The 13,040-nt window shown below is 40.4% G+C and carries 13 protein-coding genes; all 13 read left to right on the forward strand.

Annotated features, from left to right (window positions below; translation table 11 throughout):
* Positions 1 to 204: hypothetical protein (locus tag BLP50_RS14435; protein WP_207645732.1), on the forward strand; the 204-nt coding region annotated here is incomplete at its 5' end.
* 11 nt (positions 205 to 215) lie between these two features.
* Positions 216 to 584, forward strand: coding sequence for a DUF5082 family protein (locus BLP50_RS00010; protein ID WP_090149069.1), 369 nt, complete (start codon positions 216 to 218; stop codon positions 582 to 584).
* 128 nt (positions 585 to 712) lie between these two features.
* A complete protein-coding gene (locus BLP50_RS00015) occupies positions 713 to 2,161 on the forward strand; it encodes an aminotransferase class I/II-fold pyridoxal phosphate-dependent enzyme (RefSeq protein ID WP_090149072.1) in 1,449 nt (482 codons plus the stop codon).
* On the forward strand, positions 2,161 to 3,033 hold the full coding sequence (gene speE, locus BLP50_RS00020) for a polyamine aminopropyltransferase (protein ID WP_090149985.1): 873 nt from the start codon (positions 2,161 to 2,163) through the stop codon (positions 3,031 to 3,033). The genes BLP50_RS00015 and speE overlap by 1 nt, the downstream gene beginning before the upstream one ends.
* Before the next feature lie 15 nt (positions 3,034 to 3,048).
* Entirely contained in the window at positions 3,049 to 4,308 is a 1,260-nt protein-coding gene (locus BLP50_RS00025; RefSeq protein WP_090149075.1) for a saccharopine dehydrogenase family protein, read from the forward strand.
* Positions 4,309 to 4,327: 19 nt separating this feature from the next.
* Positions 4,328 to 5,473, forward strand: coding sequence for a carboxynorspermidine decarboxylase (nspC, locus tag BLP50_RS00030; RefSeq protein ID WP_090149989.1), 1,146 nt, complete (start codon positions 4,328 to 4,330; stop codon positions 5,471 to 5,473).
* A gap of 9 nt (positions 5,474 to 5,482) precedes the next feature.
* Positions 5,483 to 6,586, forward strand: coding sequence for an agmatine deiminase (gene aguA / locus BLP50_RS00035; RefSeq protein ID WP_090149079.1), 1,104 nt, complete (start codon positions 5,483 to 5,485; stop codon positions 6,584 to 6,586).
* A gap of 20 nt (positions 6,587 to 6,606) precedes the next feature.
* Positions 6,607 to 7,482: an N-carbamoylputrescine amidase gene (aguB, locus tag BLP50_RS00040; RefSeq protein ID WP_090149083.1), complete on the forward strand. Its 876-nt coding sequence runs from the start codon at positions 6,607 to 6,609 to the stop codon at positions 7,480 to 7,482.
* A gap of 94 nt (positions 7,483 to 7,576) precedes the next feature.
* Entirely contained in the window at positions 7,577 to 8,701 is a 1,125-nt protein-coding gene (gene hemA / locus BLP50_RS00045; RefSeq protein ID WP_090149086.1) for a glutamyl-tRNA reductase, read from the forward strand.
* Entirely contained in the window at positions 8,688 to 9,659 is a 972-nt protein-coding gene (gene hemB / locus BLP50_RS00050; protein ID WP_090149090.1) for a porphobilinogen synthase, read from the forward strand. Before hemA ends, hemB begins: the two co-directional genes overlap by 14 nt.
* 1 nt (position 9,660) lies before the next feature.
* Positions 9,661 to 10,917, forward strand: a complete 1,257-nt coding sequence (gene hemL / locus BLP50_RS00055) for a glutamate-1-semialdehyde 2,1-aminomutase (protein ID WP_090149992.1) — start codon at positions 9,661 to 9,663, stop codon at positions 10,915 to 10,917.
* Positions 10,918 to 11,063: 146 nt separating this feature from the next.
* Positions 11,064 to 12,143, forward strand: a complete 1,080-nt coding sequence (locus BLP50_RS00060) for a sulfate ABC transporter substrate-binding protein (protein WP_330386028.1) — start codon at positions 11,064 to 11,066, stop codon at positions 12,141 to 12,143.
* 62 nt (positions 12,144 to 12,205) lie between these two features.
* Complete coding sequence (cysT, locus tag BLP50_RS00065) at positions 12,206 to 13,039, forward strand: sulfate ABC transporter permease subunit CysT (protein ID WP_090149095.1); 834 nt, start codon at positions 12,206 to 12,208, stop codon at positions 13,037 to 13,039.
* Position 13,040: the final 1 nt, after the last annotated feature.

Here is a 13,040-nt window from a genome sequence, read left to right on the forward strand (position 1 = left end):
GCTGCCGAGGTATCTGAGCCGACATTGAATAAAAGCACAAGTATAATGGAATTATTAGAAGATAATTCTGAAGAGTTAAATCATTTGGTGAATAAACACAGAACACATTCTGGGTGTATTTTGCCGGAGTCGTTAGATAAACTGAAGCAGTCGTTGATAAATGCTGATCAAGCGTCAGCAGATGCATTGCATTATATGCAGTAGGGAGTTGTAGTGTGGGAAGAAAAAGTGATTTAAGAGCAGAAATAGGTAGATTAAGAGGACGAATCAGCGAGTATCAGAGGAATATTTCTGATTTGTTATCTAGGAGTGAACGTATAAGGAGTAAGTATAACGAAATAGATTTCACTAATAGAAGAGAAAGTGTTCATGATTCAGCGGGTTCTGGTGCATGGACAGGACAACTTAATGATGAAATGCAACAGAGGCAGGCGGTAATGGTTCAAAGCACATCAGGTAGATTGAATGAAGTGGTTAGCCTGCAGCAGGATATACAAAATGCTGTTAACAAGTTGAGGCATATGATAGATGAGTGCAACGCACAGATTTCAAACCTAGAAGCGATTATAGCTAGCTTGGATTAATATAGATTTTGAGGGAGGATAGATATATTAAGTGATAATATATTCTAAATATGAACAACAATTGACATGAAACCCCGTGCAAAGTATACTTTTACTTGCATTTTTTAGTGTTAAAAGGGGTCAATTTAGTGAAAAAATATGAACAAAAGGCAGCTCCAATATGCGAGGCATTGGAGCGTTTTAAAAGAAGAAGGGTGGTCCCATTTGATGTACCTGGTCACAAGCGTGGCCGTGGCAACCCGGAGCTCGTAGAATTACTTGGCAAACAGTGTGTTGGCCTGGATGTTAATTCTATGAAACCTCTGGACAATTTGGGACACCCTATTTCTGTTATTAAGGAGGCTGAGGAGCTTACAGCAGATGCTTTTGGAGCGGCTAATGCTTTTCTTATGGTAAATGGAACCACAAGCTCAGTTCAGACAATGATTCTTTCTGTATGTAAGGCTGGGGACAAGATTCTCATTCCAAGAAATGTGCACAAGAGTGTAATCAATGCCTTGGTGCTTTGTGGTGCGGTTCCAGTATATGTTGAGGTAAAAGTTAATCCAGAGATAGGTATTGCTCTAGGAGTTGAGGTGGATGAGGTCAGACGCGTGATGGATGCCAATCCTGATGCCAAGGCTATATTCATTAACAATCCTACATATTATGGAATCTGTTCTAACCTTACAGAGATTGTAAAGCTTGCACATGAGCGAGGCATGAAGGTGCTTGTAGATGAGGCTCATGGAACACATCTTTATTTTAGTGACAAGCTTCCAATTTCTGGTATGGCGGCAGGGGCTGATATGGCGGCAGTTTCCATGCACAAGTCCGGAGGTTCTTTGACACAGAGTTCCATTTTACTTTGCGGGCCAGACATGGATGCAGAATATGTTCGTCAAATTATTAATTTAACTCAGACCACTAGTGCATCTTATTTGCTTTTATCAAGCCTTGATTTGTCTAGAAGAAATCTTGCTCTTAGAGGTCAGGAGTCTTTTGAGAGAGTTGCTCATATGGCAGAGTACGCCAGAAATGAGATAAATGAAATCGGGGGCTTCTATGCATATGGTAAGGAGTTGATTGACGGAGATAGCGTTTACGATTTTGATGTAACAAAACTTTCAATATACACTCAGGGAATTGGTCTTACCGGTATTGAGGTTTACGATTTACTTAGAGATGAATATGACATTCAAATAGAGTTTGGCGACATTGGAAATATCCTAGCTTACATTTCAATAGGAGATAGAATTCAGGATATTGAGCGACTTGTAGGAGCGCTTGAGGATATAAAGCGTCTCTATGAGAAGGATTCTAGCAATTTATATTGCGGAGAATTTATTCAACCGGAGAACGTGATGACTCCTCAGCAGGCATTTTACGCAGATAAAGTACAGCTCCCTCTTGAGCAGACTGACGGAAAAATCTGCGCAGAGCTTGTTATGTGTTATCCACCAGGAATACCTATTCTTACTCCTGGAGAGAGAATCACTACGGAAATTATTGATTATATTGAATTTGCAAAGGAAAAGGGATGTAGCTTACAGGGCACAAAGGACCCTACAGTTGAGCTCATAAGTGTGATTAGATGATGGATTTTTGGTTTTCACAATTAGAGACTGAGGATGTTAAAACTAGCATTCGTGTCAACAAGCAGCTCTATAGTGCACAAAGCGAATATCAGCGTATAGATGTCTTTGAAACCAAGGAGCTTGGAAAGATGATTGTTCTAGATGGTGAAATCATTTTTTCAGATGCAGATGAGTTTATCTATAACGAGATGATTGTTCATGTGCCTATGGCTGTTCATCCAAATGTAAAGAATGTGCTTATCATCGGTGGAGGCGATGGTGGAGTGGCTAGAGTTCTCACAGAGTATCCAGAGATTGAGCACATCGATGTGGTAGAGCAGGATGAGATGTTCCTTGAGATAAGTAAGCAGTTTTTCCCTGAGACAGCTAAGGGCTTTGACGATGAGAGGGTAACTGTTTCTCATATGGATGGTCTGAGGTTTCTTCGTCGATGCACTGACAAATATGACTTGATTATAAATGATACAACTGACCCGTTTGGTTACGCAGAAGGTCTTTTTACAAGAGAATTTTACGGTAGCTGTTACAGAGCCCTAAAGGAGGATGGCATCATGGTTTATCAGCATGGTAGTCCATTCTACGACGAGGATGAGGAAGCTTTTAGAGCCATGCATCGCAAGGCTTATAAGAGTTTTCCAATTAACAGAGTATATCAGGCCCATATTCCAACTTGTCCATCAGGATATTGGATGTTTGGATTTGCCTCTAAGAAATATCATCCACTTAAGGATTTAAATGCTAAGAGGTGGAAGGCCAGAGATATAAAGACATGGTATTACACAACCAATCTCCATAAGGGAGCTTTTATGCTGCCTAAGTATGTGGAGGATTTACTTGTTGAAGAAGAAAAAGCAGCAAAGAAAGAAGTTTAAATAGGAGAGTATAAAATGGCAAGATTATTAATTATTGGATGTGGTGGCGTAGCACAGGTTGCAATTTCAAAGTGCTGCCAGAATAGCGACGTTTTCGAAGAAATCATGATCGCAAGCAGAACGGTCTCTAAGTGTGAGGCAATGAAAGAAAAGCTTCAGGGCACAACAAAGACTGTTATTAAGACAGCTCAGATTGATGCAGATGATGTTGATGCTCTTACAAAGCTTATTAAGGATTATGCTCCTGATGCTGTGCTTAATGTGGCACTTCCTTATCAGGATCTTACAATCATGGATGCATGCCTTGCAGCCGGAGTTGATTATATCGATACTGCAAACTATGAGCCAGAGGATACTGACGACCCTCAGTGGAGAGCAATCTATGAGAAGAGATGCAAGGATTTAGGATTTTCAGCATATTTTGATTACAGCTGGCAGTGGGCTTATGAGGATAAATTTAAAAATGCAGGACTTACTGCGCTTTTAGGAACAGGCTTTGATCCTGGTGTTACATCAGTATTTGCAGCCTATGCTAAGAAGCATTATTTTGATGAGATTCATACAATAGACATTCTGGATTGCAATGGTGGAGACCACGGTTATCCATTTGCAACAAACTTTAACCCAGAGATTAATCTTCGTGAGGTTTCAGCACCTGGTTCATATATGGAAAATGGTAAGTGGGTTGAGATCCCAGCCATGAGCATTAAGAGAGAATACGATTTTGAGGGAGTGGGCAAGAAGGATATGTATCTTCTTCATCATGAGGAAATTGAGGCCCTCGGCCGCAATATGCCAGAGGTTAAGAGAATTCGTTTCTTTATGACCTTTGGTCAGAGCTACCTTACTCATATGAATTGTCTTGAGAATGTTGGTATGCTTTCTACAACTCCAATCAATTTCAATGGGCAGGAAATTGTTCCAATTCAGTTTTTAAAGGCACTTCTTCCAGATCCAGCATCACTTGGTCCTAGAACTGTTGGTAAGACAAATATTGGTTGTATCTTTACAGGTATCAAGGATGGTAAGGAGCGCTCTATTTACATTTATAATGTATGCGATCATCAGGAGTGCTACAAGGAGGTTGGCTCACAGGCAATTTCCTATACAACAGGTGTTCCAGCTATGATTGGTGCAATGATGGTTGTTACAGGACAGTGGAAGAATCCAGGTGTATTTACAACTGATGAGTTCGATCCAGATCCATACATGGAGGCACTTAATAAGTGGGGCTTGCCATGGCAGGTTGTAGAGAATCCAGTGCTTGTTGATTAATTATTTGACTGAGGTAGAGATGTTTATTTCAAAAGTTGAGACTCCATCTTATGTTATAGATGGGGGGAAATTAATTGAAAATCTAAGGGTTTTAGAGCGAGTTCAGACTGAGGCTGGATGCAAGATTTTGCTTGCACAAAAGGCGTTTTCCAATTTTGCTGTATACCCATTGATTGGAAAATTTCTTGCTGGCACTACTGCCAGCGGAATTTACGAAGCCCGCCTTGGCAAGGAGGAGATGGGCAAGGAAAATCATGTTTTTGCTCCTGCTTACAAGGAAGCGGATATGGCAGAGCTTGTTCAGATTTGTGACCATATAATCTTTAATTCTTCGGCTCAGCTTATGAAATATAAAAATCTGTGCCTGGACAATGGGGTGGAGATAGGACTTCGTGTTAATCCTGAGATGTCTACCCAGAAGGACCATGCTATCTATGACCCATGTGCCAAGGGTTCGAGACTTGGTGTTACTGCAGTTAAGCTGAAGGAGGCACTTGAGGCTGATTCTACTGTTTTAGATGGGGTTACAGGACTTCATTTTCACACACTTTGCGAGCAGAATTCCGACGACTTAGAGACCACACTTTCTGCCTTTGAAGAAAAGTTTGGAGATTATCTACCACAGATGAAATGGCTTAATATGGGAGGCGGTCATCATATAAGTAGAGCTGACTATGATGTTGACAAACTTATTTCTCTGATTAAGCATGTTAAGACCACTTATGACCTGCAGGTGTATTTGGAGCCTGGTGAGGCAATTGCTCTTGATGCAGGATATTTTGTGACTGAGGTTTTAGATATCGTAGATAATGATATTAAGACATTGATTTTGGACGGTTCGGCAGCTTGTCATATGCCTGATGTTTTAGAGATGCCATATCGTCCACCACTTATGGATTCAGGTCAGTGGGGGGAGAAGCCTTTTGAATATAGGCTTAGTTCCTATACTTGTCTGGCTGGAGATATTATAGGAGATTATTCTTTTGACCATGAGATTAAAGTAGGAGATAGACTTGTGTTTGAAGATATGGCTATCTATTCAATGGTTAAGAATAATACATTTAATGGAATTCCATTGCCTAGCATTTACCTGCTGAAGGCAGATGGCAGTCTAGAATTAATAAAGAAGTTTGGATACGAGGATTTTAAAAATCGATTATCGTAAATACGAATCATGAAATTAAAGACGACACCTAGAAATGATAAATTTCATATGCCGGCAGAGTATGATTCTCACAGAGGCTGCGTGATGATTTGGCCAGTACGACCTGGCTCTTGGCCTTATGAGGGCAGGGCAGCTAAAAAGGTTTTTACTGAGGTAGCTACGGCTATATCCGAAAGTGAAAAACTATGGATGCTTGCTGATGAGGAGCATATTCATCAGGTGGAGGAGGCGTTTTCAGGAAATGATAATGTAATACCTCTTTTGATTCAAACAGATGATGCTTGGGCCAGAGACGTGGGACCAACCTGCGTTGTAGATGGTAATTGTGTCAGAGGGATTGACTGGCAGTTCAATGCCTGGGGCGGTGAGTACGATGGACTATACGCCCACTGGCAGAGGGATGACGAGGCAGCTGGCGCTATATGTCAGGCCCTTGAAATGGATATCTATGATGCTCATCCTTTTGTATTAGAAGGCGGTAGTATCCATTCAGATGGTGAGGGCACTATACTTGTTACAGAAGCTTGCTTACTTAGTAAGGGGCGCAATCCTAAGATGAGCAAGGATGAAATCACCGACAAATTATGCGAATACCTAGGAGCTACAAAAGTCATCTGGCTTCCTAGTGGAATATATAATGATGAGACCAATGAGCATGTGGATAATGTATGTGCTTTTACAGGACCAGCAGAGGTGGTGCTAGCCTGGACTGATGACAGGTCAGACCCACAGTATGACATGAGTAAGGCTTGTCTTGATGTTTTGGAGAATGAGGTGGATGCTAAGGGCAGACATTTTACCGTTCACAAGCTTCCTATTCCAAAGCAGCCAGTTTGTATTACTGAAGAAGAGCTTAAGGGTTACGAATTTGAAGATGGTGAAGATGTTAGAGAGGTAGGAGAGCGACTCGCTGCATCCTATGTGAATTTTTACATTTCAAATGGCGGTGTGATAGTGCCTCAGTTTTCAGATGAGAATGACAAGGTGGCAGTAGATATTTTAGGTAAGCTTTTTCCAACCAGGAGGGTTTATCCTATTTATGCAAGAGATATAATTGTTGGCGGTGGCAATATTCACTGCATAACACAGCAGATACCAGAATGTAACTGTTAATCGTAGATTTGGAGTTAATTATGAGAAAAATTACTGTAGCAGCTATTCAGATGAGCTGCACCAAAATCGTAAAAGAGAATATCGAAAAGGCGGATGCCATGGTAAGAAAGGCAGCCAGTGAGGGGGCTCAGATTATTCTTCTCCCAGAGCTTTTCGAGCGACAGTATTTCTGCCAAGAGCGCCAGTATGAGTATTATGATTTTGCAAAATCAGTGGAAGAAAATGATGCTGTAAAACATTTTCAGGCTGTGGCAAAGGAATTGTCAGTAGTTATTCCTGTTAGCTTCTACGAAAAAGATGGAAATGTACTCTATAATAGTGTGGCTATCATAGACGCTGATGGTGCAGTTCTTGGAGTATACAGAAAGACCCATATTCCTGATGACCATTTCTATCAGGAGAAATTCTATTTCACACCTGGCAATACTGGTTTTAAGGTATGGGATACTAGGTATGGCAAAATCGGTGTGGGCATTTGCTGGGATCAGTGGTTTCCTGAGACAGCTCGCTGTATGGCTCTTCAGGGAGCAGAGCTTCTATTTTACCCAACTGCAATCGGAAGCGAGCCTATTATCGAGTGCGACAGCATGCCTCATTGGAGAAGATGCATGCAGGGACATGCTGGAAGCAATCTGATGCCTGTTATTGCAGCCAACCGCATCGGCCTTGAGGAGGTTACTCCTTCCAAGGAAAATGGAGGCCAGTCCTCTAGCCTTAATTTTTACGGCAGTTCATTCATGACAGATGAAACAGGAGATATTGTTGCCGATGCATCCCGCGACAAGGAAGAAATACTCCTTCACACCTACGATTTAGACGAAATCGCAGTTAATCGAATGAGCTGGGGCATCTTTAGAGACCGCAGACCAGAGTGCTACGGCAAGATAACTAAATAGATAAATCCTATTGACCATGTAGGTAATTATAATTATAGTAAAAACAAACTTTATCTGATGATGGAGTTTGTTTTTATGTATAGAGGAAAATGTTATGTTTGTAGTTTCGTTGAATCATAAGAAGGCTATGGCTGAGTTTAGGGAGAAGCTTTCTTTTGATGATGAAAAGAGAATATTACTATTAGAGAGATTAAAGGAAATAGGCTTCGAGCAGATTGTATATCTAAATACTTGCAACAGATGTGAGATATATGGTGTTGGTAAGGCATCGAAGGTTATATCTGTTTGGGCTGATATGGCTGGGGTGGATATAGATGAGCTTAAGGAACAGCTTTTATTCTTTGATGGAAATGGAGCGGTTTCTCATCTATTTCATGTTACAGCTGGTTTTGATTCCATGGTTCTTGGAGAGGATGAGATACTAGGTCAGATTAAAACTGCCTATTCTTTTTCTAAGGATAACGGATATACGAATTATGAATTAAATACTATCTTCCAGGCGGCCATTAGTTGCGCCAAGAAAATAAAGACAAGGACAAAGCTTTCTAAGACCTCAGTGTCCATAGCATCTCTTGCGGCCACTAAAATTCATAACTATAAGCGTGGCAAGAAAAAGGTCATGATAATGGGAGCTACTGGGGATACAGGCAACAAGGTGCTTTTGAATTTGTTGTCCTACGGTGATTGCGAGATATATGCTACAAAGCATATTCATCACATCAGCAATCCTAATGCCAAGTCCATTCCTTATTCAGAAAGATATGATTATGTTAAGGATATGGATGTGATTGTATCAGCTACTAGAGGTCCTCACTATACCATCACCTATGGAGCTCTAAAGAAACTTGGGTTAGGTGAAAAAAAGATACTTTTTGTAGACTTAGCAGTTCCAAGAGATATAGATGAGGATGTTGTAAATATTAAAGGGAGTCAGCTGATTTCAATTGATGATTTTACAGCTATAGCAAAAGAAAATAATAAACTTAAATCAAAGGAAAAAGAAAGCGGAGAAGCAATCATAGAAGATGAGATGGATTCTTTACTAAAAGATTTAACATTTCATAATAACAGAGAGGCTTTTGAAGCAATGAAGAAATCGCGAAAGGAAGACTTTGAACACTTTGTTTACAAGTATAGAGATGTTGCTTCTTCTGATGAATTTGAGAGCTTTATAAATGTTTTAAATAAGATGCAGGAAGTGGAAAATGAGACGATTTAGAAGACTAAGACAGACAAAAGAGATGAGAAGCTTCGTTAGGGAGCACGAAGTAAGTGTTAAGGATTTGATTTATCCTATGTTTGTGGCAGAGGGGGATGGAATAAAAAATGAGGTTCCATCTATGCCAGGTATATATCAGTATTCTCTAGATAGGATTGATGAGGAACTGGATAGAGTTACTGCTGCCAAAATCCCTGCTGTTTTACTTTTTGGAATTCCAAAGCACAAGGATGAAAAAGGAACAGGAGCTTACGATGACAATGGCATCACACAAAGATGCATAAGACACATAAAAGAAAAATATCCTACTTTAATCGTAATTGCGGATGTTTGTCTCTGTGAATATACTTCTCATGGTCACTGCGGACTAGTATGTGAGGGGCATATATTAAATGACGAGACCTTGCCACTTCTTGCAAAGATGGCAGTTTCAATGGCTAAGGCTGGAGCTGATATTGTGGCTCCTTCTGATATGATGGATGGCAGAGTTGCCGCTATTAGAGCTGCTCTTGATGAGGCTTCATTTATCAATACACCAATCCTTAGCTACAGTGCTAAATTTGCTTCAGGTTACTATGGACCATTTAGAGATGCAGCTGGTTCTGCTCCTCATTTTGGAGACAGAAAGTCATACCAGATGGATCCGGCAAATGGTCGTGAGGCTATGCGCGAGATAGAGGATGATTTGGAAGAGGGAGCAGATATGATTATCGTAAAGCCTGCTCTTGCATATCTTGATATTATGAAAGAGGCAAGAGAGTGTTTTGATGTTCCTTTTATCACTTACAATGTAAGTGGCGAGTACTCAATGGTTAAGGCAGCTGCTGCCAATGGCTGGATTGATGAAAAGAGAATTGTCCTTGAGAATATGATAGCAATGAAGAGAGCTGGTGCTGATAGGATTATCACATATCATGCTCTTGATGTAGCTAAGTTTTTGGAAGAAGAGGATGCTTAAGATGGGTAACAAATCTGAGACTTTATTTGATGATGCAAAAACTGTGATACCAGGAGGTGTTAATTCTCCTGTCAGAGCATTTAGGGCTGTTGATAGAAATCCCCTATTTATAAATCATGCAAAGGGCAGCCATATCTTTGATGAAGATGGCGGTGAATATATAGACTATGTATGTTCCTGGGGTCCTATGATACTAGGACATGCCTATCAGCCAGTGATTGATGCGGTAAAGGCAGCTTGTGAGAATGGTCTTTCTTACGGAGCTCCTACAGAAAAGGAGACAGTTCTTGCGAAGCTTATCCTTGAGGCAGTGCCATTTATGGACAAGGTTAGACTTGTTAATTCTGGTACAGAGGCTGTTATGAGTGCTATAAGAGTGGCTCGAGGCTACACCAAAAGAGATAAGATAATCAAATTTAGAGGTAATTACCATGGCCACAGTGATGGTCTTCTTGTTACCGCAGGTTCTGGATTATTGACCGAATCCAATCCAGATTCGGCAGGTGTTCCAAAGGGATATACAGCCACCACACTTCTTGCTGATTATAACGACAGGGCTTCGGTAGAGGCGTTGTTTGAGGCTAATAAGGGACAGATAGCTGCTGTTATAGTGGAGCCTGTCAGTGCTAATATGGGTGTTGTCCCACCTAAGGAGGGATTTCTTGAGTTCCTTCGCCAGATTACAAAAGACAATGGCAGCTTACTTATATTCGATGAGGTAATTACAGGATTTAGACTGGCATACGGTGGTGCCAGTGAGTACTATGGAATACAGCCAGATATGATTACTTTTGGCAAGATTGTAGGCGGCGGAATGCCACTTGCAGCCTATGTTTCCACATCAGAGATTATGGATGTGGTGGCACCTGTCGGCAGTGTTTACCAGGCAGGAACTCTTTCAGGTAATCCAATAGCAGTTACTGCTGGAATAGAGCAACTTAAGGCACTTAAAAATGATAAGGATATATATATTCGTATAGACGAATTTGCTTCTAAGCTAGAAGCCACCTACAAGGAACTGGGGGTAACAGTCAATAGAGTAGGGTCTTTGCTTTCTCCTTTTTTCACTGATGGAGGTGTGGCTTCTTACAGCGATGTGCTTAAATGTGATACGAAAAAGTTTGCTGCATACTTTAGGAAAATGCTTGAAAATGGCGTTTATGTAGCACCTAGTCAATTTGAAGCCATGTTTGTATCAGATGCCCATTCTCAGGACGATTTAGACAAAACCATAAAAGCAATTAAAAATAGTATTTAAAGCATTAGTGCTAGTTATAGAATTCACCTATAACTAGCACTAATTTTTTCCTTGAACGTAGGGGATTGTGCAGCAATATTAGTTCTGTTAATATACCTACTAACCTATTAGGTATGTATGTTTTATATTTAACGGAGGTAATGGAAATGAAGAAAGTAATTACACTAGGGTTAGTCTTAACACTTGCGGCATCGGTGGTTACTGGTTGTGGTAAAACATCTTCTGCAAAGGAAAATGAGGGAAGTTCTTCAAATGGAGTTATTGAATTAACAAATGTTTCCTACGATCCAACAAGAGAGCTTTATGCATCATACAATGAGTTATTTGCAAAGCACTATGAAGAAGAGTTTGGACAGAAAGTTGAAATCACACAGTCACACGGTGGTTCAGGTAAGCAGGCACTTGAGGTAGCAAATGGACTTGAGGCAGATGTTGTTACACTTGCACTTGAGGGAGATGTTCAGGTAGTAGCTGATGCAGGACTTATTGATGATGGATTCACATCTGAGTTCGATGTAGATAGCTCACCTTACACATCAACAATCGTATTCTTAGTTCGTTCTGGAAATCCAAAGGAGATTTATGACTGGGATGACTTGATTAGAAGTGATGTAGGAGTTATTACTCCAAATCCAAAGACATCAGGTGGTGCTATGTGGAACTATCTTGCAGCTTGGTATTATTTTGAGCAGCAGGGTCAGAGCGAAGAGGAAATCCTTGATTCTATCAAGCAACTTTATGCCAATGTAGTAGTACTCGATTCTGGAGCAAGAGGTGCAACAACATCATTTGTTGAGAACAAACAGGGTGATGTACTTATTGCATGGGAGAATGAGGCATTCCTTTCACTTCAGGAGTATCCAGGAGAGTATGAAATCGTAGTTCCTTCAGTATCTATTCTTTGCCAGCCAACTGTTGCAGTAGTTGATGAAGTTGCTAAGAAGCACGGAACAACAGATGTGGCTACAGAGTACTTAAGCTACTTGTACTCAGATGAGGCTCAGGAGATTGAGGCACAGAATTACTACAGACCTAGCACAAAATCAATCTATGACAAGTATGTATCATCTGATTCATCAAATACTATTACAGAGGTTCCTGCTGATGGTAAGTGGATTAATGACAACATTTCACTTACAGATATCAACCACTTTGGTGGTTGGGCTAAGGCTAGAGCAGATCACTTCGCTGACGGAGCTAACTTCGACAGCATTTATGAACAGTAAACAGTAAAACATTTTGGAATGGGAAATCCCCATTCCAAAATTTTGTAGAGAGGACTAGAAGAATGAAAAAGAGAAAAAGTGTAATACCGGGTTTTGGAATTTCATTAGGAATAACGTTAACAATACTTAGCATTGTAGTGTTGATTCCACTTTGTTCACTTGTAGTCTTTTCTGCAAAGTTGAGCTTTTCGGAATTCGTATATACGGTAACAAGACCCAGGGTGCTATCTGGATATTTTGTCAGCATTTCCACTGCTTTTATAGCATCGTTAATAAATGTTGTAATGGGACTTATATTGGCATTTGTTTTAGTGAGATATGACTTCAAGGGCAAGAGATTTATTGATGGAATAATTGAACTTCCATTTGCTTTGCCAACAGCGGTAGCAGGTATTTCTCTGACACACCTTACAACCACTAATGGCTGGGTGGGAAGTATATTTTACAAGCTATTTGGAGTAAAGATTGCCTACACAAGAATAGGTATTACAATAGCCCTTATTTTTATAGGAATACCATTTGTAGTGCGAAGCGTGCAGCCGGTATTAGAAAAAATAGACATTCAATATGAGGAGGCAGCATTTATTCTTGGTGCCAATTCTAGGACTACATTTTTCAAGGTTATTTTCCCTGAAATACTACCAGCAATTATTTCAGGATTTACACTTGCATTTGCGAGAAGTATTGGGGAGTACGGAAGTGTTGTATTTATAGCAGGAAATACTCCTTATGAAACCGAGATAGCACCACTTCTCATTATGTCAGAGCTACAGGAATATGATTATTCAGCAGCTACATCAATAGCTCTTGTAATGCTTGCTATAGCGGTGGTTATTCTATTGATAAATGCCATAGTCCAAAGCATTGTTTCAAGAAGAGTTAATGGACTTGCATAGG

This window comes from Pseudobutyrivibrio sp. AR14, from assembly GCF_900101325.1.
Lineage (GTDB): Bacteria > Bacillota > Clostridia > Lachnospirales > Lachnospiraceae > Pseudobutyrivibrio.